The organism is Streptomyces sp. cf386, assembly GCF_900103585.1.
In the GTDB taxonomy this organism is placed as follows: Bacteria; Actinomycetota; Actinomycetes; order Streptomycetales; family Streptomycetaceae; genus Streptomyces.
Genome location: NZ_FNHV01000009.1, coordinates 118,843 through 139,089, shown reverse-complemented (window position 1 = coordinate 139,089; position 20,247 = coordinate 118,843). Strand labels below are relative to the sequence as shown.

Genomic DNA, 20,247 nt, shown 5'->3' with positions numbered 1-20,247 from the left:
GGTTCCTCAATCGGTCGGGGCTGCCCCGCCGAGAGAATTGTCACTGCGCTACGACACCTCGGCACGGCAGCACACGTGGCACCCGTGCCGTAGGGCACGGGCGTGCACTGCTTGCCGAAGGTCTCGCTGGCCGACCCCGTGACCGAGGTCCGCCTCCGGGCGCCGGCTCAGACGAGCTGAGCAGTATGTCGACGGTCCGGCGAAGAGCTACTCCCCTTCTGCACGCACCATCATACGAGATCGTTTCGCCGTAAACCTTGTTATGTCATGCACGCGTCACTAACTTCTTACCCGACGCACACCTCCCCGCAACACGGCGTCGCGAGCATTCCTTCGCCCGCTCGCCAACACCCCCACCTCCCAAGGGAGTTCGCATGTCGAAGTTCTACGCGCGTCGACGCGTCAGCATACTCGCGGCGCTGACCGGCGTCATCGCCTCTGTCGGACTTTTCAACGGCCCGACCGCCTCCGCCGCGCTCCCCACGCCCGTCAGCGCCGCCACCGCCCGCACCTACCTCGCCTCGCTCACCGTGGCCACCGAGGACCGCACCGGCTACGACCGCGACCTCTTCCCGCACTGGATCACCCAGTCCGGCACCTGCAACACCCGCGAGGTCGTCCTCAAGCGCGACGGCACGAACGTCGTCCAGGACTCCGCCTGCGCCGCCACCAGCGGCAGCTGGTACTCCGTCTACGACGGCGCCACCTGGACCGCCGCCTCCGACGTCGACATCGACCACCTGGTCCCGCTGGCCGAGGCCTGGGACTCCGGCGCGGACAGCTGGACCACCGCCCGCCGCCAGTCCTTCGCCAACGACCTGACCCGCCCGCAGCTCATCGCCGTCACGGACAACGTCAACCAGGCCAAGGGCGACCAGGACCCGGCCACCTGGATGCCGTCGGTCAGCTCGTACCGCTGCACCTACGTCCGCGCCTGGGTGCAGGTGAAGTACTACTACGACCTCTCGGTCGATTCCGCCGAGAAGTCCGCCCTCACGAACTACCTCGCGAGCTGCTGACGAAGCGCTGACGCGGTACCGCCGGATCACTGACCCGGTACCGCCGGAGTTCGGCAAAACGTGATCTGCGGAACCTCCCCGTTCCCCTCCGTCGTTCCGTACCGTACGGGGCGACGGAGGAGGGCGATCACGTGGCCGAACTGCGGCTTGGACCACTGCTGAGGTACGCCGACGGCTCGTCCGCGACCGTCTGGGTCGAGGCGAGCCGTCCGTGCACGGCCGAGGTGCGCGGCTCGGACGGCGCCCACGGCGAGTCCCACACCTTCCAGATCGCGGGCCATCACTACGCCCTGATCCCGGTGACCGGCCTGATTCCGGGGACCTCGCAGTCGTACGAGGTCCTCCTCGACGGCGCACGCGTGTGGCCGCTTCCCGGCTCCCCGTTCCCGCCCTCCGTCATCCGCACGCCCGCCACCGACGAGACCGTCCGCCTCGCCTTCGGCTCCTGCCGCTGGGCCGCGCCGCCTGCCGGGGAGCAGGACCCGGTCGGGCCGGACGCCCTGGACACGCTGGCCGCCCGGATCGCGGCCGACCCGGAAGGTGAGCGGCCGGACGTACTGGTGCTGCTGGGTGACCAGGTGTACGCCGACGAGACCTCCAAGGCGACCCGGCGCTGGCTGGCCGCCCGGCGCGATCTGAGCGACCCGCCGGGCAACGAGGTCGCGGACTACGAGGAGTACACCCGCCTCTATGACGAGTCCTGGCTCGACCCCGAGGTGCGCTGGCTGCTGTCGACCGTGCCGAGCTGCATGATCTTCGACGACCACGACGTCATCGACGACTGGAACACCTCCGCCGCCTGGCTCGCCGACATGCGGGAGACCTCGTGGTGGCGGGAGCGGCTGCTGGGCGGCCTGATGTCGTACTGGGTGCACCAGCACCTGGGGAATCTCGCGCCGGACGAACTGGCCGCCGATCCGCTCTACGCCGCCGTACGCGAGACGCCCGACGGCACCGACGTCCTGCGTTCCTTCGCCTGCGAGGCGGACGCCGACCCGGCCTCCGTGCGCTGGAGCTACCGGCGCGACTTCGGCCGGGTCCGGCTGCTGATGGTGGACACGCGGGCCGCGCGGGTGCTCGACGAGGGCGCGCGCTCCATGCTCAACCCCGGCGAGGCCCGGTGGCTGCGCGAGCAGGCGCTCGACGCGCGCGGTTCGTACGACCACCTCCTCATCGGTACGTCCCTGCCCTGGCTGCTGCCCCATCTGGTGCACGACGCCGAGGCGTGGAGCGCCGCGCTGTGCCGGGGCGAGCGCGGGGAGCGCTGGGCGCGATTCGGGGAGGATCTGCGGCGGCGGGCCGATCTGGAGCACTGGGCGGCGTTCCCGCCGTCCTTCGACGCGCTGGCGGACCTGATCACCGAGACGGGGTCGGGGGCCGAGGCGCCGGCGACGGTGTGCGTGCTGTCGGGGGACGTGCATCACGCGTACGTGGCCGAGCCGGCCTGGCCGAAGGGCGAGGGGCCCGACGCCCGCGTCTTCCAACTGACCTGCTCACCGGTCCACAACGCCATACCCCTGGTGATACGGCTCGGCTTCCGGTTCGGCTGGAGCGGGGCGGGCCGCTGGCTGGGCCGCCGGTTCGCCGGGCACGGTGCCTGTCCGCAGCCGCCGATCGACTGGCGCCGGACGGGCGGGCCCTGGTTCGGCAACCAGCTCATGACCCTGACCCTGCGCGGCCGTTCGGCACGGCTGCGGCTGGAGCAGGCACGGGCGGTGCGAGGGGCGGGGGCACGGCTGCGGACGGTGGTGGAGACCGAGTTGGCTCCGTAGGGGCGGACGGGGAACCGCCTGAGAGCTCGGGGCCGCCGGTTCGATGGCGACTGCGGGTCGTGTGTGGCTGGTCGCGCAGTTCCCCGCGCCCCTTGAGGTTGGCTGTGCCGCAGCCCACCCAGGGGCGCGGGGAACTGCGCGAGCAACCCTCCACAACCTGCGGCCGCCATCGAACCGATAGCCCGAGCTCTCAGGCGAACTCGCCCCGCATTCCGCCCGTTCCGACCGCTTGTGACCACCGTGACCGGTGATGCACGTGATGCACGTGATGCATCCCACAGTCACCGACCCCCGGGCTCGGTTCGCCCCGCTCCCGACGGCATGATGAGCCGGACCGTCCGCTTCCATCCGGCCGGCGGTTCGCTCCAATGCGCCCCACACGCCCGGGAGTCACCCCTTTGACTGCACCGACCTCCGCACCGACCCCGGAGTCCCCCACGGTCTCCATCGCCCTGGTCGGCGCCGGCCCCCGCGGCACCAGTGTCCTGGAGCGCCTCTGCGCCTCCACTCCCGAACTGCTCCCGCCCGGGGCACGCCTCACGGTCCATGTGATCGACCCGGCGCCGCCCGGACCCGGGCGTGTGTGGCGGACCGCGCAGTCGGCGGAGCTGCTGATGAACACCGTGTCCTCGCAGGTCACGCTGTTCACCGACGACAGCGTGGACTGCTCGGGTCCGATCCGGTCGGGCCCGAGCCTCTACGACTGGGCGGCCGGGGCGCTCGGTCCGGACGAGTATCCGACGCGCGCCCACTACGGCCGGTACCTGGAGTGGGTGTTCGCGAAGGTCGTGCGCGAGGCGCCGCCCGCGCTCCGCATCGAGACGTACGCGGCCCGCGCGATACGGCTCGACGACGCGCCCGACGGCCGCCAGGTCCTCACCCTCGACGACGGCCGCACCCTGCCCGGGCTGTCCGCCGTGGTCCTCGCCCAGGGGCATCTGCCGACGGCCGCCGACACGACCCAGCGCCACGTCGCCGCGTACGCCGAACGGCACGGTCTGCACCATGTGCCGCCCGCGAACCCGGCCGACGTCGACCTCTCCTCCATATCCCCGGGCGAACCGCTGCTGCTACGGGGCCTGGGCCTCAACTTCTTCGACCACATGGCCCTGTTGACGACGGGCCGCGGCGGCGTCTTCGTGCCCGCCCCCGAGGGGCTGACGGGACTGCGCTACGTCCCCTCCGGTAACGAGCCCCGCCTGTACGCCGGTTCGCGGCGCGGCATCCCGTACCAGGCGCGCGGCGACAACGCGAAGGGGCCGTACGGCCGCCATCTCCCGCTCGTCCTGACCTCCGAGGTGATCGCCGGATTCCGCAAGCGCGCGGACTCGGGCGAGGCACCGGACTTCCTCGCGGAGATATGGCCGCTGGTGGCGAAGGAGGTGGAGACGGTGTACTACACGGCGCTGATACCGGAGGCCCGGCGGCGGTCGGACTTCACCGAGCGCTTCCTCGCCGTCCCGCACCGCCACCCCCAAGAGGCCTGTCTGCTCGACGAGTTCGGTGTGGCGGAGGACGAGCGCTGGAGCTGGGACCGGGTCTCCCGGCCGTATACGGGAGGCGGCTTCGCGGACCCCGGGCAGTGGAGCGACTGGCTGCGGGCGTATCTGCGCGAGGACGCCGCGCAGGCCGCCCGGGGCAATGTGGACGGCCCGCTGAAGTCGGCCCTCGACGTGCTGCGCGACCTGCGCAACGAACTGCGGCTCATCGTCGACCACGGCGGCCTCACCGGCGCCTCCCGCCGGGATCACCTGGACCGCTGGTACACCCCGCTCAACGCCTTCCTCTCCATCGGCCCGCCGCGCCGGCGCGTGGAGGAGCTGGTGGCGTTGATGGAGGCGGGCGTGGTGGAGGTGCTCGGGCCACGGCTGGAGGTGCGGGAGGAGGACGGGGCCTGGGTGGCGCACTCCCCCGAGGTGCCGGGCTCGGCGGTCCGGGTGACGGCGCTCGTCGAGGCGCGTCTGCCGGAGCCCGACCTGCGGCGCAGCGCCGACGACCTGCTGGCCCGACTGTTGAAGACCGGGCAGTGCCGGCCGCACACCGTCGACGGTTACGAGACCGGAGGGCTGGACGTAACACAGCGCCCGTACCGTCTGATCGACCGTCAAGGCCGGGCGCACCCTAGGCGGTTCGCGTTCGGGGTGCCCACGGAGGGTGTGCACTGGGTGACGGCGGCGGGGGCGCGACCGGGTGTGGATTCGGTCACTCTTTCGGACGCGGATGCGGTGGCGCGGGCGGCGCTACGTGCAGGTGCCGCCGGGGCAGATGGGGAATACGAGGTCGAACTCTGGCCAAATGTTGAACTTGCAAGTATTGATTAGGCTTGCCTAACGTGGGGCTACCGATCAGTATCCGTCCCCACACCGTGTCCTCACAGGAAACGGTTCACTAGTCAGACCGAGGGAGTCCCCCACATGACCGGACGCCTTAACAGCGCCCAGCCGTATGCCATCGGCCTGTTCCGTATCGTCGTCGGCCTGCTCTTCGCCTGCCACGGCGCCAACTCGCTCTTCGGCACCTTCGGCGGCGAGACCCCGGAGACCGGCGCCTGGCCCGGCTGGTACGCCGCCGTGATCGAACTCGTCGGCGGCAGCCTGGTCCTGCTCGGCCTCGGCACCCGTGCCGCGGCGTTCATATCCTCCGGCGCCATGGCCTACGCGTACTTCAAGGTCCACCAGCCCCAGGGGCTGTGGCCCATCGAGAACAGCGGCGAAGGCGCCGCCATGTACTGCTGGGCCATGTTCCTGCTGATCTTCACCGGCTCCGGCGCGCTCGGCCTGGACCGACTGTTCACCAAGCGCTCCGGCGCACAGCGCAGCACGGCGACGGACCAGACGCCGGTGGCGGCCTGACGGCTGCGGCGTCCGGCCGAGCGACGGGCCCTGCAAGAGGGCTTTGCATGAGGGCATACGACGGCGCCCGTTCCCGCGAGACTGACGCGGGGCGGGCGCCGTTCCCTTTGACGGTCATGGGCTGCACTCGGCTGTCCTCGGCTGTCCTCGGGTGTCCTTGGGTGTCCTTGGCCGTTCGGGGGCAGCCGGGTGAACATGCTGTGCCGATCACACGAGCCCCCGATGAACCTCCTGTCACACCCCCGGCGTACGCTGTATGGCTGTCATAGGCCGCCCCTGCCGCTCCCCCCACGACGTCGCGGCACGGTCTGGCCACGGGGGTTAACGGGGAGTTGCGGTGCTCGATGGATTCGAGGACGTGGGTTCGCTTACGGCGAGCCCATGGATCTATGTGGTCGTGGGACTGTCGGTCCTGCTGGACGTGTTCGTACCGGTCCTGCCCAGCGGCCTTCTGGTGATCATGGCGGCGACGGCGGCTGCCGCGGGCTCGGGAGCCGCGACCGGAAGGGTCCCCGGAGAAGTCCCGGACATCCTGGCCCTCACGCTCTGCGCCGCGACGGCCTCCGTCCTCGGCGACCTCGTCGCCTACCGCCTGGCCCGCCGCGGCGGCGCCCGACTCGACCGCGCGATCGCCCGCTCCCGCCGCCTGACAGCAGCGCAGGAACGTCTCGGCACGGCCCTGTCCCGAGGCGGCGGCGCCCTGGTGATCCTGGCCCGCTTCGCCCCCGCAGGCCGCTCAGTCGTCTCCCTGGGCGCCGGCGCCACCCACCGCAGCACCCGAGACTTCCTCCCCTGGTCCGCCCTGGCCGGCCTCACCTGGGCGACCTACAGCGTGGCCCTCGGCTACTTCGGCGCCCAGTGGCTGGGCGCGACGTGGCTGGCGACGGGGGTGTCGGTGGCGGCGCTGTTCGGGGCGGGGGCGGTGGCGACGTATTTGATGCGGCGGGCTCCGGCTTAGGGGTGGGTGGGCGCGGGTCTGCTGGGGATGAGCGGGCTGCGCGCGATCCGTGGGATCGGCGGGCCTCGGGCCACCTGAGGGGTCGGCGGGCGCGCATCGGCTGAGGGTGAGGCGCGGGTCAGCTGTAGGTGGGCGGGCTGCGCGCCAGCTGCGGGGTCGGTGGAATGTCGGGCCATCTGAGAGGCCGGCGGGGCGCAGGTCGGCTGTGGGTGAGACACGGACCATCTGCAGGCGGGCTGCACGCCGGCCGTGGGATCGGCGAGCCTCAGGCCATTTGAGAGGCCGGCTGGACGCGAGCCGGCGTGAGTGGGGGGGGCACGGACCGCTACGGCGGGCTGCGCGCCGACCGTTGGGACTGCGGACGTCGGGCCGCCTACGGAGTGGGCGGGGCGCGGGTCGGCTGTGGGTGAGGCACGGGTCGGCTGTAGGCGGGCGAGCTGCGCGCCGACCGTGGGGGCAGCGGACGTCGAGCCACCTGACAGGCCGACCGGACACAGGTCGGCTGTGGGGTAGGGCGCGGGCCGGCTGTTGACGGGGCGCGAGCCAGCCGGGGGTGGGCTGCGCCCCAGCCATGGGGGCGGCGGGCCTCGGGCCACCTGAGAGGCCGATGGGACACGAGTCGGCTGTGGGAGGGGCGAGCGGACCACGCACCACCTCGGGGAGCGGGCAAGCCTGAGCCGCCTAGGGGCGGGCGGACCACGCGCCATCCTCGGGGGAGACGAGCAGCCCTGCACCACCCTCCGGGACGGGCCACCCGTCGGCTCTCCCCGCGGAGCGCTCGCACATCCCTGCGCTACCCGGCCTTGCGCGCCACCCCGGCCCCCCGCACCTCCAGCCCGTCGAGCAGATCGGCCGTGGCCTGCGCGATCACGTCGACGGCGTGGTCGAAGACCTCGCGGTTGTGTGCGGCCGGGGCCCGGAAGCCGGAGACCTTGCGCACGTACTGGAGGGCGGCGGCCCGGATCTCTTCCTCTGTCGCCTCTTCGGGCAACACGGGCGGACGAAGCGTCTTGATACTGCGGCACATGCGTCCAGTCTCCCCCTGGATGGGGTCCGCCTGCCATGATCACCTCAGAGGCGGCCACCACTGAGGGGCCGACCGACGAGAGGAATCGCATGACGGCGAACGGCGAAACGACGAACAGCGAGACCACTACCGGCATGACAGCGAACGGTACGGCGGCGGACGGCCGACTCACCGTGGCGGTACTGGGCCCGGGCGGCATCGGGGGCCTGCTCGCCGCGCTGCTGTCCAGGTCCGGCCACCGCGTCATCTGCCTGGCCGGCGACGAGACCGCAAAGACCCTGCGTACGGGCGGAATCCGCGTCCGCAGCGGCCTGTTCGGCGACTTCACGGCCGAGGTCGAGGCCGACACCGAGCTCCGCGAAACGGTCGACGCCTGCCTGGTCACGGTCAAGGCCACCGCCCTCGACACGGCCCTGACCCGCGTCCCGCCCACCGCGCTGGGCGACGACGCCATGGTCGTACCTTTCCTCAACGGCGTGGAACACCCGCAGGCCCTCCGCGCCCGATACGGCCCCCACCGCGTCGCCCCCGCCGTCATCCGCGCGGAGTCGACCCGCCTGGCCCCCGGGGAGATCGAGCACGCCAGCCCCTTCGCCGAGATCGACCTCACCGGCGACACGGCCCCCCGCGACCGCCTGGACACCCTCACCCAGGCCCTGGCCGCGGCCGGCCCCACCACCCGGGTCCTCCCCGACGAGACGGCGGCCCTCTGGGCGAAGATGTCCTTCCTGGCCCCGTTCGCCCTGCTCACCACCCGCCACGCCCTCCCCCTCGGCGACGTACGCACCCGCCACCGCGAGGAGTTGACCGCCCTGATCGAGGAAACGGCGGCCATCAGCCACGCCTCCGGCGGCCCCGCCGACCCCGCCCAGGCCCTCGCCCGCTACGACGCCTTCCCGCCGAGCACGAAGTCCTCGATGCAACGGGACGCCGAGGCGGGCCGCCCCCTCGAACTGGACGCCATCGGCGGCGCGTTGCTACGCGCGGCGGACCGACACGGGGTGCCCGCGCCGGTAACGGCCCGCCTGGTACGCGAGTTGGGGGAGACCGCCCACTAGCACTGGCCACCAGCTCGCGGCGGATACGAAGCGACCATCCTCGTCGCGGCCATCCTCGTCGCGGCCGTCAACGCACGGCCGCGACGAACTACCGCAGAGCATCCGGCCGTTGCGCGTGCGCCCCTCAGGACGACATCGCCGCGCGCTCGGCCGCACTGCGGAGGACACAGAACTCATTGCCCTCGGGGTCCGCGAGGACAGCCCAGCCGGCCCCATCGGGTTCCCGGCGATCGTCGACGAGGGTGGCTCCGAGGTTCAGCAGCCGCTCGACCTCCGCCTCACGCGTCGTCTTCGGACGCAGGCACAGATGAAGCCTGTTCTTGGTCGTCTTCGGTTCCGGCACCTGGTTGAAGTGCAGCAGCGGGCCCTCCGGCAACATCACCTCGGTCTCCGGATCACCTGGCTTGTCCTCATGGTGCAGCGGACAACCGAGCACCTCACTCCAGAACCGAGCCAGCTTGTAGGCATCCGCACAGTCGATCGCCACATTCTGCAATACCGAGACCATGCACGAGAGCTTGCCTGAGGCACCGCCCGATCCGCCAACATGCGCCAGACCATGCCGCCGACGACGCCTCCGCTCACGAAGTGCCGGGGTCCGCGCCGCACAGCGCGTGGTCGATCAGGGCACTGGCCGCGTTCTCCTGAGCCAGGATGTGCTCCGGGGTGTCGCCTCGCGCCTCGGACATGGAGACCACGGCGCTGCGGCGGCCGTCGTCGGTGACGCCGTTGAGGGTGATGTAGCCGCCGTCCCCGCCCTCGTGGCTCCAGTAGGTTCCGCCGCATCTCAGGGGGCGTTCGACCAGGCCGAGCCCGTATCGACCGCCGGGCCACATCTGTTGGAGCTCCGCGCTCACGGGGACGGTCTGCTTCATCTCGGCCAGTTGCCGCGCCGGCAGCAGGCGGCCCGCGAGCAGCGCACGGAAGAAGCGGTTCTCGTCCCGCGTGGTCGTGACCCACGCAAGGTTCTCGTAGTCCACCGGTATCTGGTCGGTGACGTCCACCCGGGAACCGGGGCCGAAGAACTGGTAGGCCCGGGCGTGCGGCCGGGGCAGGGTGGGCGAGGTGCCCGTCCACCGGGTCCGGTCGAGGCCGAGCGGGCGCAGGATGCGGTCTTCGATCTCCCGGTGGGCGGGCTGACCGGTGGACTTCTGGATGATCATGCCGAGTACGACGTAGCCGGTGTTGGAGTAAGCCCAGCCCTCGCCGGGCGGGAAGTCCGGCGCGTGGGCCATGGCGCGGGCAACCAACTGCTCGGGTTCGTGGACGTCGTAGCGCTGCTGGTAGTACTCCTCCGGCGTGGTGTACCCGGGCAGGTCGTCGTGGATGCCGCTGGTGTGCTGGAGCAGTTGGCGGATCGTGATCCGGCTGCCGTCGTTGCCGTTCCCCCGCACCACTCCCGGCAACCAGTGGTCGACCGTGTCGTCCAGGGACAGCCTCCCCTCGGCCTCCAGTTGGAGGACCACGGTGGCGACCAACGTCTTCGACGTGCTGGCCATGCGAAAGGAGCCGTCGGAACGGACCGGGCGGCCCGTGTTCAGGTCGGCGGTACCGCTGGTGGCGACCGACTGCCGACCGTCAGGCGCGATCACGCGGGCCTGCACACCGCTGACACCGAGGGCGTGGATCGCCTCGGTGTCCTGGCGCAACTGCTCCACGGAGGAGGGGCCGGCGGACCGGCCGACGGCAGTGGCGGCGGCGGCTGTGGCCACGTCGGCGGCGAGCAGCGTAGCGACACCAAGTGCCAACGCGAGGCGCCTTCGCAGAGTCGAGGTCATGCCTGAACGCTAGATTCGCCCCCGGCCGGCCACGATCCGACGCACCCCAGGATCGGAAGGGGGGATATCCCCCCAACATCCCCGGCGCAGGCAGCCACCACTCCAGCACCGCCATTCCAAGAGTCGGCCGACATCGGCCTCAGTGGGCTGCCACGGCTCGGCGAACGCTCTCGCGGAGCAAGGTGCGACGCTGCTCGTGGAGTTCGGCGGGCTCCTGTGCGGTCGCCGCGTAGACGTTGCTGACGGGTGACCAGGCCATGGACATGGCCGGGGCAACAGCGCGCTCGAGGGCAGCCGGTCCGCGGCGCAGATCGGCGGTCCCGCCCTCGGCGGTGCGTTGGTGTCACTGCTGTCGGCGCCGATCGCCGCCGCCTCCAGCGCACTGTTCTTCGCGCTGTCGTTCCTGTCCATCCGCCGGATCCGCCGAACCGAACCAATCCCGGAGCGCTCGGAACGTCCCCCGCGCATATGGCGGCGGATCCATGAGGGCCTCCGTTTCGTCGCCGGCGACACCTCGCTGCGGACCGTGTGCCTCGCCTCGGCCGCCTTCCAGTTCTTCTTCGCGGCCACGATGACCGTCTACCTGCTCTTCCTGCCGCGGGAACTGCACGTGTCGGCCACCGCCGTCGGACTGTCGCTCGCGGCGACGGGCCCGGGCGCACTCCTGGGCTCGATGCTGGCCGCCCGCCTGCCGGGCCGGTTCGGCTACGGCGCCGTACTCGTGTCCGCGGCGGCACTCGGCGACGGCGCGTACTTGTGCGTGGCCGCGCTGCACGGCTCCCCGGCGCTGACGATTCCCGTGCTCCTTGCGGTCAACTTCGTGTTCGGCATCGGCGGCCAGTTGGTCAATGTCACGGTCATGGCCGTCCGGCAGGCGGTCACTCCGGACGGGATGCAGGCGCGCGCGGCCGCGACGATCACCTTTGTCGGCATGGGACTGACCCCACTCGGCTCACTCCTCGGCGGCTTCCTCGCGGAGGAGTGGGGGTTGCGCACCAGCTTCCTGGTGACGGCCGCCGGCATGTTGCTGTCCCCGGTACTGATGGCCCTGTCCCCGCTCGCCCGCCTGGGACGGGCGCTTCCGGCCGCCGTGGAATGCGGGAGTAAGGCCCGGTGAGCAGTCGAGCCACGACTCGTAGCCGATGAGCGGGGTGGATCACCGGGGATCAGGGGCGTCGCGCGAGGAAGACGAACTCTCTGCCTGGCCGGTCAGGCGCATCGCGCACGTCTTGCACGATGTAGCCATGGGCGACCAGGTCCGCCTCGACCTCTTCACGCTCCCGGAAGCGCAGCGTCGAATCCGACGTCAGCACCTGTCCGTCCGCCGCGAAGACGTAAGTCCAGCGGAAGGTCACCAGGGGCCGGCTCACCTCGATCAGCTGGACCCAGCTCTCGACGGAGCCGACGCCCGGGATCTCCGTCACACGGTAGGAGTTCTCGCGGGTCCACTCCTCCCAGGCGCGCCCGGCCGGATCACGGGTCTCGAAGACCAGATGCCCGCCGGGCCGTAGTGCCTCGTAGGCTCCCCTCAGCGTCTTCTGCCAGGTGTCCGGATCAACAATGGCCTGGGCGGCATTCGCTGTCATCGTCGCCAAGTCGACCTTCAGGGGCGGGATCGCTGTCGCGTCACCGCAGATCCAGCGCACTCGCTCACCACCCGGCTTGGCCCGGGCGACGTCGAGGGAGGCCCGGGCGGGATCGATGCCGACGACGTCGACCCCGCGGTCGGCCAGGAGAAGTGCGAACACCCCTGTGCCGCAGCCGATGTCCAGAACTCGATGCGCCCCGAACTCCTCCGCCATCCGGAGGTAGGCATCGAGATCACTGCGGTCGGGGTCGAGCGGATCGTAGAGCGCGGCGAGTCGTGGATGCCCGAAGCAGTCGTCAGTCATGCAGCCGAACTTATGGGCACGGGACAACACCCAACACCCACTGTCCTGTGCCACCGAACCTTGGTCGCGTGCCATCGAAGATTAATCGGCATACCCCCTGGTCACAGGGGATCAGGCGCCCGCACGGACGTCGGGCCCGGCGGCCGGCCCGTCAACCCGGGAGGCCGCCCTCCGGCGTCGCGTCCTCCTTGCCCAGCCCCTCACCAGGCGTGATCAAACTTCGATGGCGAACTCGCGTCCGTCAAAATTCGACGGCCCATGATCAAGGTTCGTTGACGCAGACAGTGGTGTGACCGGCATCCGGCGCCACCCGCCGAGGACTGTGGCTGCCCCACACCGCAACCGCTCCGGTCACCCGGCCCCGAACGGCCTGCGCCGGTCTTCGTCACTGCTTTGTCAAGCCACGAGATTCCGGGCCATGACCCAGACCCCCAACCAGGGCGTAATGGAATCACCACACGGCACAGAGAGCGGACACCCGCCGCCTCACCCCAGCCTCCTCCACCCCACTTTCAAGGACTCCACTTATGATCATCTTCGGCACCACGACATACCTGTACCAGCTCGCGATACTCATGCTGACGTGCCGTCACTGCGGCAACCCTGCCGCGCATACGGTCAGGAAGTACGTCACCAAGTTCACGCTGTTCTTCGTGCCGCTGTTCCCCATCTCGACGAAATTTGCGATTCAGTGCACGTTCTGCGGCGTGGAGCAGGAGGTGCCGAAGGAGTGGGCCGAGCAGTCGCAGGCACAAGCCGCAGGCACTCCCGGCTGTGAGGCGTACGGGCAGGCACGGCAGCCGTACCAGCACCATGGAGCCTGATCGGTCACCGACGCTTTCCGCCAGCCCCCTACGGCGGCTCCGAAGGGGGCGGTGCCTGCCAGGGGATCGCTTCCGGGCCGCCCCTTAGCCCCTGGCCAGGCGTGATCGAACTTCGATGGCACGAACCCGCGTCCGTCAACGTTCGATGGCACATGAGCAAGGTTCGTTGACACAGGACAACCCACACACCCGTTCGCATGAACCACCCAAAGGCGCTCGCAACTCAAATTCGAACAGGCGTAGCATTGCGGCGTGGCTACGCCCTATGACTTCCCGAGTGACCTCCTCGCCGGCCAGGAGGAGCTGCATCAGGTCCGGGCCGAGCTGTCGGCCCTGCTGAGGCGGCTGCCCTGGTCGGTCGCGCCCCTGGACGGATTCAGCGACGACAACGGCTGGCGCAAGGTCGAGCGCCCCGCCTCCCCCGGCTGGACGGAGGACGAACAGGCCGAGGTGGAGAAGCTCCGCCGACGCGAACACGAACTCGCGGTCTTCGTCAGCGGCCACCGCTTCTGGGCGGAGATGGCCGGCGCGGACCGCGTCGACGCCCGCACGAAGCTGAAGCACGCCCACGAGGCACCGATGCCGGAAGGGGACTGAAAACGCAGAGGACCCCGACCGCGAACGGCGGGGTCCTCTGCTGTGGTGGGCGCGGACGGTTTCGAACCGCCGACATCCTGCTTGTAAGGCAGGCGCTCTACCCCTGAGCTACGCACCCGAGAATGAGTCGACAGCCTACCTTGCCAGGGGCCATGTCCCGCAAACCCGTATCGGGGACGGTCCGGGAAGTCCGGGAACTCCTGGGGTTATCCCCACCTCGGATCCGGGAGTGGCCCGGATCCCGCGGCGGGCCCGGGGTCCGTACGGTCGAAGGACCATCGAAGTCCTGGGCCGCAGGGGTCGGTCCCAGGAAAGTCCCAGGGGGGAGATCATCATGGCCCGTACCCTTCCCGGCCGCGCTGTCGCCGTTGCCGGAGTCATCGGGGTGCTCGTTGCCGGGGTGGCCGGCTGTGGGGCCTCTGCCTCGGAGGACACGGATCCTGAGCAGCGGTCCTTCGCGCTGGAGGGGCGGACTCTGACCGTCGACTCCGACGACTCGGCGCTGGAGATCGTCGCCGCCGAGGGGAACAAGGCGGGCGCGATCGAGGTCACCCGGTGGTTCCAGGGGTCGGTCGCGGTCGGTTCGGATCCCAAAGTGACGTGGGCGATGGAGGACGACCGGCTGGTGCTGCGGGAGAAGTGCTCGGGCGTGATCGCCGACTGCTCGACCAAGCACCGCATCGAGGTGCCGCGCGGGGTCACCGTGAAGGTCGAGGACGGGGACGGGAGCGTGCGGGCGCGTGGGTTCCGGGATGCGCTGAGCATTCACACGGGGGACGGGTCCGTGCATGTCACCGACTCCAGCGGTCCGCTGGATCTGGAGACGGGTGATGGTTCCGTGCGGGTCTCCGATGTCTCCTCGCGGGAGGTGAGGGCGAAGACCGCTGACGGTTCGGTGCGGCTCGAACTCGGCGCCGTGCCGGACCTGGTGGAGACCCGCAGTGGCGACGGCTCCCTGACGATCGAGCTGCCGCACGCCAGGTACGCCGTGACGACCGAGACCGGGGACGGTTCGGTGGATGTGTCCGTGCCCCGCGACAAGACGAGCCCCCATGTGGTCTCCGCCCGCACCGACGACGGAAAAGTCACGGTGCGAACCGCGAACTAACCGGCCCGTGTGTTCGTCCTAAACCGGTGGGAGAATGACACCGGGCAGGGTGAATGACAGCACGGGAGAGGGATGTGACGGCGACACCTCCGCAGCCGTACTCGCCGTCAGTGCCGCGCGCGCAAGGCCAGCGCCGGCGCCGTCCCGCGCGGGAGGTCCAGCAGCCCGATCGCCGGTCCGTACGTCAGCCCGCGCGTCCGGCCGCAGGCGAGCCTGCGCCTCAGGCCGTCCGTCAGTCTCCTCCCGGCTCCCGTCACGTCCTCCGGGACACCCTCATCCTGGTCGTCGCCCTCCCGCTCGTCGCCGCCCTCACCCTCCCCGCCGCCTTCGCCGGTGGCGGTACCCGGCGGTGGTTCGGTGGGCGGTCCGAGAGTCAGCGGGCCGAGGCGCAGGCCGCGAAGGACGCCGCGGCGGCCGCCTTCTACGAGCTGGACACCGCCCAGCGGGACCTGCGGATCTCGATCGAGACGATCGCGGCCGTCGACGACACCCCCGCCGCCCGCCGTGCGCTCACCGACTTCGAGGCGCTCGGGCGGCGTATCGACGAGGTCAGTCACCAGTACATCCAGGCTGTCGACGCCCACGACCTCGACCGTGACGACCTGGAGGCCTCGGTCGCCGCACGCGCGCGTACCGAGCTGACCGGCGCCAAGGACCAGCTGGACAACGTCAAGCGTGAGCTGGACCGGTTCGCGGACGGGCTCGGGCCGCTGCTCGGCAAGGCCGAGACCCAGCTGGCCCGCCTCGCCCCGGCCGTCGAGCGCGCCCGCCAGGGCCTGCTCGCCGCTTCGAACGCCCTCGATGCCGTACGGGCATCGGGGCTGAAGGCGGACGACCTAGCGGCCCGGCTCGCCGCCCTCGCCCCGGAGCTGACCAAGCTGAACCAGGGCGCCGGACAGCATGGCGTCCCGCAGACGCTGGAGCGTGCCGAGCGGGTCGCGCGGGAGGCCGAGGCGGTCCGGGTGGAGGCCGAGCGGCTGCCGGAGCGGGCGGCCGAGATCGACCACCGGCTGGTCTCGCTACGGACGCGCGCACAGGCGCTCACCACCCGTGCCGGGCAGGTCGAGCCGGTGCTGAGCGAGCTGCGGCGGCGGTTCGCGGCGGCCTGCTGGCAGGACCTGCAGAACGTACCGGACGGTGCCGGGGAGAACGTACGGCAGGCGGAGCTGAAGCTGAAGGAGGCCCAGGCCGCGCGCGACGACCAGCGCTGGCCCGACGCCACCGCGCTGCTGTCGACGGTCCGTGCGCTGCTGAACAGCACCGACGAGTCGGTGTCCGCCGCCGGGGACCGGCTGCGTCGGCTGAACGCCGTGCAGAAGGACCCGCAGCAGGAGATCGACCGGACCCGTTTCGCGATACGGGACGCCCAGCGCCTCGCCATGGCGGGCCGGAACACGCCCGATCCCCGGCACGCACGCCCGCTGGACGACTCGGTCGCCCGGCTGGAGCGGGCGATCGGCACGCTGGAGGGCCGCCACCCGGACTACTGGCACTTCCTGACCGAGATGGAGGCGGTACGGCAGACGGTGGCCCGGGTCGTCGCGCAGATCCGCGAGGAGCGTGGGGGCTCCGCCCACTGACGGCTAACCTGTGCTCATGCCTCGCTACGAGTACCGCTGCCGCAGCTGCGGCGACACGTTCGAACTGAGCCGTCCGATGGCGGAGTCGTCCGATCCCGCCTCGTGCCCTGCGGGGCATGAGGACACGGTGAAGCTTCTGTCGACGGTTGCCGTGGGCGGTACGGCCAGCGCCCCCGCGGCGCCGAGGCCTGCCGGCGGCGGGGGCGGTGGGTGTTGTGGTGGGGGCTGCTGCGGCTAGGTAGGCCGGTGCGTTGTCGGCTGCGGGTGCTTCGTGGCTGGTCGCGCCCACGCGGCGAAGCCGCATATTGATACAGCCCCGCGCCCCTTACGGCGTTGTCGTGCGCGTTGCCTTCAAGAACTCCCTGAGGATCCGCTCTCCGGCCAGCACTCCCCGCTCCGGCAACGCGCTGATCGCCGGAGCCGTCCACTCGGCGTCCGCCAGCTCACCGTGCCCCGGCCGCCAGCCCTTGTCGGCGGCCAGCAGCAGGTCGGCGTCGAGCAGGGAGTCCCCGGCAGCCAGCGTCAGGTCCGCGCCCGTGCGCCGGGCGACCTCGTGCATGGCGGCGCTCTTGGTGAGCGGCTTCGGGACGGCGTAGATCTTGCGGCCCTGGAGCGACACCGTCCAGCCGCGGTTCTCCGCCCACACCGCGAGCTCCTTCACCCACTCCTCGGGCAGCAGCTCGCGCTCGACGACGAGGTAGGCGAAGAGGTCCTCGGCGATCCGGTGCTTGCGCACCCACAGCGGGTCGGCGGAGGCCATCAGGTGGTCCCGGACCTCCTCCAGCGGCGCGCACTGTTCGGCCAGCCGGGCCTGGACGTGTGCGTTCCAGTCGGGGTCGGAGACGCCGTCGACCAGCAGATGGCCGCCGTTGGCGCAGATCGCGTACTTGGGCTCGGGGCCCGGCAGGTTGATGCGCTGGTACTGCTTACGGGTCCGGGTCGTCGTCGGCACGAAGACCGCCGCGTCGCCGAGGTCGGTCAGCAGCTGGGCCGCCGTCTCGGTCAGATACGACAGCGGCTTGCTCTCGTGCACCTCCACGCACAGCAGCCTGGGCGCCCGCGCGTCCGGCATGGTCAGCGCGAGGGCCGCGGCGGAGTAGATCAGCGTACGGTCGAGGTCGCTCGCCACCAGCACCGGCATCAGACGTTCACCGCCTTGCCGTCGGCGCCCGTCGCGCCCCGCGTGTATTTGGGGTGGATCAACCCCACGCAGGTGTACGGCAGTTCCGCCACGTCTTCCACCGGTACCCCTCTCTGTTCGGCCAGCAGTCGGACATGGTCAAGGTCGGCGCCGGCCCCGGCCCGCGCCAGGATCTTCCACGGCACCCGGCGCAGCAGCACGCGCGTGGTCTCGCCGACGCCCGGCTTGACGAGGTTGACGTCGTGGATGCCGTACTCCTCGCTGATGCGCTCGACGGCGGCCCAGCCCTCCCAGGTCGGCTCGCGGTCGCCGGACAGCAGTTCCTTGGCGGTCGCGTCGACCGCGTCGAGGACCTCCGGGAAGCGGGCCGCCACGGCGTCGAGGAAGGCCACGGAGACGTCGACGCCGGCGAGCTCGCGGTAGAACTTCGCGCCGTGGTAGTCGTTCGGGCCGACCAGGTCGGCGCGCAGGACGGTGCGTGAGATCAGGCCGGAGACCGTGGAGTTGAGGCACGCGGAAGGGATGAGGTAGTCGTCGCGGGTGCCGTACGTCCGCACGCACGAGCCCGGGTCGGCCAGTACGGCGATCTCCGGGTCGAAGCCGGTGATGCCGTCGGACGCCTCGAACTCCCGTATCGCAGCGGTCAGTTCGCGGCTGATGGCGCCCTTGCCGGTCCAGCCGTCGACGAAGACGATGTCCCGCGGGTCGTGGTGCTCGGCCAGCCAGCGCAGCGCGTTGGCGTCGATGCCGCGGCCGCGCACGATGGACACGGCGTAGTGCGGGAGTTCGAGGCCGTGGCGGAACTGGGCCCAGCGGCGCATGAGGACGCCGACGGGGGTGCCGGCGCGGGCGAGGGAGACGAGGACGGGGCGCGGCGAGCGCTCGGCGAGCACGATCTCCGTGACCGCGCCGACCGCCTGCGCCAGCCGTGCCGCCGACTCCTCCAGCGCGGTGTGGAACAGCGCCTGGTACTGCTCGCTCGGCTGGTACTCCACCGGCAGCGACTCCGCGTAGTGCGCGCCGCCGCTCTGGATGGCCTCCTCGCGTTCCTCGGTCGGCGCCTCCAGGGTCACGTCCGAGAGGTCCTGGAGCAGCCAGCCGACCTCTTCTGGGGCATACGAGGAGAAGGCGGGGCCGCGGAGGGGCTCGGGCAGCATGGAGTGCCTTTCGGGGATGGCCAGGGGGCCGGGGACGTACGACGGTACGACCGCCAGCAGGACCGGGGCGTGGGCCGCCAGCTGGGCCAACAGGCCGTCGGGGGCGTGCAGTTCGGGGGTGTCGGCGACCGAGTCGACGACGGCTATGACGGCGTCGAATCCGGCGCCCGCGACGTTGTAGGCGTAGCGCTCGCCGGGGCCGTCGGACGGGTCGTCGTGGGCCGGGAAGACGAGGCGGGTGCGTATCGCGTAGCCGGGGTCGTCGACCGCGAGGACGGGTGAGCGGGTGGTGGTCGAGTAGCGGACCTCGACGTCGGCGACCTGCTCCAGCTCGCGGGCGAGCCTGAGCGGGGTGTACATCAGCTCCTCGAAGCCGAGTGTGAGCACCCGGTGCGCGTCGGCGGGGAGGGCCTCTGCCAGGCGGGCGGTCATGGCGGGGAGGGCGCGTTCGAGGCGGGTGCGGTGCTGCGGGGTGAAGCCGTGGCGACCTCCGTCAGGGAGGCCCTGGGGCCAGCGCAGGTCTACGCGGGTGATGTGGGGGTGGGTGCGCTCGTCTGCCGACTGCGAGTCGGTGGGGGCTGGTCGCGCCCACGCGGCAGTAGCCGCAGATTGAACACAGCCCCGCGCCCCTAGGGGGGTGGTCCGACCGTCGCCTTCAAGACTCGCGGCATCTGCCTCGCCCTCAAGGGGCGCGGGGAACTGCGCGACCGGCCACGACGAACCCGCAGACGACGAACCGCCTTCCGCGGCACTCTCCTCCTCGTACCGCGCCACCAACGCCTGCCCCTTCTCCAACACCCCCTCGGGCAGCCGTACGGTCCCCGAAGCCGCCGCCACCAGATCCACCCGCGCACCGATCTCCCGCGCGAACTCCTCCAGCCGCCCGGCGTCGGCCGCCGACCGCATGTCCACCAGCGCCACCACGACGTACCGCCGCCGCGGATACCGCTCATGAAGATCGCGCACGGTGTTGAGCACCGTGTTCCCCGTGGAGAACTCGTCGTCGACCAGCACCAGCGGCCCGTCCCCGACCAGCAGCGCCGGGTCCTCCGGCAGCAGCAGGTGGGACGTGGCGTGCGAGTGGGACTCCTCGAAGCCGCCCGCGCGGGCGACACCGGCGACCGGGCGCCGGGTGGAGTGCAGGTACGGGGCGAGGCCGATGCCGTCGGCGACGGAGTGGCCGAGCCCGGTCGCCGTCTCCGCGTAGCCGAGGACGACCGCGGCGCCCGCCTCCTCCGCGCCGAGAAGATCCCGCACCCGGCGGCCGAGGGCGAGGCCGGCGCCGTACACCACGGACGGTGACTGCGGTACGTGCTTGCCGAGCACGTTGGAGACCAGCAGATGCGCCCGCTTGGGGTTACGGCGCAGGGCGAGCCCCAGCATCTCCGTGAGCTCGTCGTCGCCCACGAGCTGGACTCCGAGCCGCTCGGCGACCCAGCTGCCGGACCAGACCCCGTTGTTCACTGCGTTGTTCATGCGTCCCT

General features: G+C 71.2%; 17 protein-coding genes, 1 tRNA gene and 2 pseudogenes. 12 read left to right on the top strand and 8 right to left on the bottom strand.

Features of this window, described 5'->3' with window-relative positions:
- The first annotated feature begins 374 nt into the window (after positions 1–374).
- From BLU79_RS23810 to BLU79_RS23790, 5 genes are all read left to right on the top strand, one after another.
- Positions 375–1,019 carry an HNH endonuclease family protein gene (locus tag BLU79_RS23810; RefSeq protein ID WP_093907901.1) on the top strand — a complete coding sequence of 215 codons (645 nt, stop codon included), beginning with the start codon at positions 375–377 and terminating at the stop codon, positions 1,017–1,019.
- A gap of 131 nt (positions 1,020–1,150) precedes the next feature.
- Complete coding sequence (locus tag BLU79_RS23805; RefSeq protein ID WP_093907900.1) at positions 1,151–2,791, top strand: alkaline phosphatase D family protein; 1,641 nt, start codon at positions 1,151–1,153, stop codon at positions 2,789–2,791.
- A 368-nt stretch (positions 2,792–3,159) separates the two neighbouring features.
- Positions 3,160–5,112, top strand: coding sequence for an FAD/NAD(P)-binding protein (locus tag BLU79_RS23800; protein WP_093907899.1), 1,953 nt, complete (start codon positions 3,160–3,162; stop codon positions 5,110–5,112).
- Positions 5,113–5,205: 93 nt separating this feature from the next.
- Positions 5,206–5,643, top strand: a complete 438-nt coding sequence (locus tag BLU79_RS23795) for a DoxX family protein (RefSeq protein ID WP_093907898.1) — start codon at positions 5,206–5,208, stop codon at positions 5,641–5,643.
- A 337-nt stretch (positions 5,644–5,980) separates the two neighbouring features.
- A complete protein-coding gene (locus BLU79_RS23790; protein WP_093907897.1) occupies positions 5,981–6,601 on the top strand; it encodes a DedA family protein in 621 nt (206 codons plus the stop codon).
- Positions 6,602–7,394: 793 nt separating this feature from the next.
- Here the strand turns inward: BLU79_RS23790 and BLU79_RS23785 are convergent.
- Positions 7,395–7,628, bottom strand: a complete 234-nt coding sequence (locus tag BLU79_RS23785) for a DUF2277 domain-containing protein (protein ID WP_093907896.1) — start codon at positions 7,626–7,628, stop codon at positions 7,395–7,397.
- A gap of 134 nt (positions 7,629–7,762) precedes the next feature.
- Between BLU79_RS23785 and BLU79_RS23780 the strand changes: the two genes are divergently transcribed.
- Positions 7,763–8,686, top strand: coding sequence for a ketopantoate reductase family protein (locus tag BLU79_RS23780; protein ID WP_093908128.1), 924 nt, complete (start codon positions 7,763–7,765; stop codon positions 8,684–8,686).
- A gap of 124 nt (positions 8,687–8,810) precedes the next feature.
- Here the strand turns inward: BLU79_RS23780 and BLU79_RS23775 are convergent, their stop codons facing one another.
- The 3 genes and pseudogenes from BLU79_RS23775 to BLU79_RS49200 form a co-directional block, all read right to left on the bottom strand.
- Positions 8,811–9,194, bottom strand: coding sequence for a VOC family protein (locus BLU79_RS23775; RefSeq protein WP_093907895.1), 384 nt, complete (start codon positions 9,192–9,194; stop codon positions 8,811–8,813).
- A gap of 73 nt (positions 9,195–9,267) precedes the next feature.
- A complete protein-coding gene (locus BLU79_RS23770) occupies positions 9,268–10,464 on the bottom strand; it encodes a serine hydrolase domain-containing protein (protein ID WP_177001150.1) in 1,197 nt (398 codons plus the stop codon).
- A gap of 139 nt (positions 10,465–10,603) precedes the next feature.
- Positions 10,604–10,744: pseudogene (locus BLU79_RS49200) on the bottom strand (TetR/AcrR family transcriptional regulator); the annotation flags it as partial.
- Here BLU79_RS49200 and BLU79_RS23760 point away from each other — a divergent pair.
- Positions 10,733–11,581, top strand: a pseudogene (locus BLU79_RS23760) (MFS transporter); the annotation flags it as partial. The pseudogenes BLU79_RS49200 and BLU79_RS23760 overlap by 12 nt on opposite strands.
- 49 nt (positions 11,582–11,630) lie before the next feature.
- Here BLU79_RS23760 and BLU79_RS23755 read toward each other — a convergent pair.
- A complete protein-coding gene (locus BLU79_RS23755; RefSeq protein WP_093907893.1) occupies positions 11,631–12,356 on the bottom strand; it encodes a class I SAM-dependent methyltransferase in 726 nt (241 codons plus the stop codon).
- 527 nt (positions 12,357–12,883) lie between these two features.
- Here BLU79_RS23755 and BLU79_RS23750 point away from each other — a divergent pair.
- Both BLU79_RS23750 and BLU79_RS23745 read left to right on the top strand, forming a co-directional pair.
- Positions 12,884–13,180, top strand: a complete 297-nt coding sequence (locus BLU79_RS23750) for a zinc-ribbon domain-containing protein (protein WP_093907892.1) — start codon at positions 12,884–12,886, stop codon at positions 13,178–13,180.
- Positions 13,181–13,432: 252 nt separating this feature from the next.
- Positions 13,433–13,777: a hypothetical protein gene (locus tag BLU79_RS23745; RefSeq protein ID WP_093907891.1), complete on the top strand. Its 345-nt coding sequence runs from the start codon at positions 13,433–13,435 to the stop codon at positions 13,775–13,777.
- Between the two features lie 43 nt (positions 13,778–13,820).
- Here BLU79_RS23745 and BLU79_RS23740 read toward each other — a convergent pair.
- Positions 13,821–13,895: transfer RNA gene (locus BLU79_RS23740), tRNA-Val, on the bottom strand.
- 216 nt (positions 13,896–14,111) lie between these two features.
- Here BLU79_RS23740 and BLU79_RS23735 point away from each other — a divergent pair.
- From BLU79_RS23735 to BLU79_RS23725, 3 genes are all read left to right on the top strand, one after another.
- A complete protein-coding gene (locus tag BLU79_RS23735; RefSeq protein ID WP_093907890.1) occupies positions 14,112–14,885 on the top strand; it encodes a DUF4097 family beta strand repeat-containing protein in 774 nt (257 codons plus the stop codon).
- A 74-nt stretch (positions 14,886–14,959) separates the two neighbouring features.
- Entirely contained in the window at positions 14,960–16,465 is a 1,506-nt protein-coding gene (locus BLU79_RS23730) for a hypothetical protein (protein WP_093907889.1), read from the top strand.
- A gap of 16 nt (positions 16,466–16,481) precedes the next feature.
- Positions 16,482–16,703, top strand: a complete 222-nt coding sequence (locus BLU79_RS23725) for an FmdB family zinc ribbon protein (protein ID WP_093908126.1) — start codon at positions 16,482–16,484, stop codon at positions 16,701–16,703.
- 87 nt (positions 16,704–16,790) lie between these two features.
- On the opposite strand, the gene BLU79_RS23720 is transcribed toward BLU79_RS23725, so the two are convergent.
- Both BLU79_RS23720 and BLU79_RS23715 read right to left on the bottom strand, forming a co-directional pair.
- Complete coding sequence (locus tag BLU79_RS23720; protein ID WP_093907888.1) at positions 16,791–17,606, bottom strand: HAD family hydrolase; 816 nt, start codon at positions 17,604–17,606, stop codon at positions 16,791–16,793.
- Positions 17,606–20,239, bottom strand: coding sequence for a phosphoribosyltransferase (locus tag BLU79_RS23715; protein WP_093907887.1), 2,634 nt, complete (start codon positions 20,237–20,239; stop codon positions 17,606–17,608). The genes BLU79_RS23720 and BLU79_RS23715 overlap by 1 nt, the downstream gene beginning before the upstream one ends.
- Between the last annotated feature and the right edge of the window lie 8 nt (positions 20,240–20,247).

Bases quoted from the DNA above. Each gene is read 5' to 3' on its own strand.
- BLU79_RS23810 (WP_093907901.1), top strand. From the start codon at position 375: ATGTCGAAGTTCTACGCGCGTCGACGCGTCAGCATACTCGCGGCGCTG.
- BLU79_RS23800 (WP_093907899.1), top strand. From the start codon at position 3,160: ATGCGCCCCACACGCCCGGGAGTCACCCCTTTGACTGCACCGACCTCC.
- BLU79_RS23795 (WP_093907898.1), top strand. From the start codon at position 5,206: ATGACCGGACGCCTTAACAGCGCCCAGCCGTATGCCATCGGCCTGTTC.
- BLU79_RS23785 (WP_093907896.1), bottom strand. From the start codon at position 7,628: ATGTGCCGCAGTATCAAGACGCTTCGTCCGCCCGTGTTGCCCGAAGAG.
- BLU79_RS23780 (WP_093908128.1), top strand. From the start codon at position 7,763: ATGACAGCGAACGGTACGGCGGCGGACGGCCGACTCACCGTGGCGGTA.
- BLU79_RS23775 (WP_093907895.1), bottom strand. From the start codon at position 9,194: ATGGTCTCGGTATTGCAGAATGTGGCGATCGACTGTGCGGATGCCTAC.
- BLU79_RS23770 (WP_177001150.1), bottom strand. From the start codon at position 10,464: ATGACCTCGACTCTGCGAAGGCGCCTCGCGTTGGCACTTGGTGTCGCT.
- BLU79_RS23755 (WP_093907893.1), bottom strand. From the start codon at position 12,356: ATGACTGACGACTGCTTCGGGCATCCACGACTCGCCGCGCTCTACGAT.
- BLU79_RS23750 (WP_093907892.1), top strand. From the start codon at position 12,884: ATGATCATCTTCGGCACCACGACATACCTGTACCAGCTCGCGATACTC.
- BLU79_RS23735 (WP_093907890.1), top strand. From the start codon at position 14,112: ATGGCCCGTACCCTTCCCGGCCGCGCTGTCGCCGTTGCCGGAGTCATC.
- BLU79_RS23725 (WP_093908126.1), top strand. From the start codon at position 16,482: ATGCCTCGCTACGAGTACCGCTGCCGCAGCTGCGGCGACACGTTCGAA.
- BLU79_RS23720 (WP_093907888.1), bottom strand. From the start codon at position 17,606: ATGCCGGTGCTGGTGGCGAGCGACCTCGACCGTACGCTGATCTACTCC.
- BLU79_RS23715 (WP_093907887.1), bottom strand. From the start codon at position 20,239: ATGAACAACGCAGTGAACAACGGGGTCTGGTCCGGCAGCTGGGTCGCC.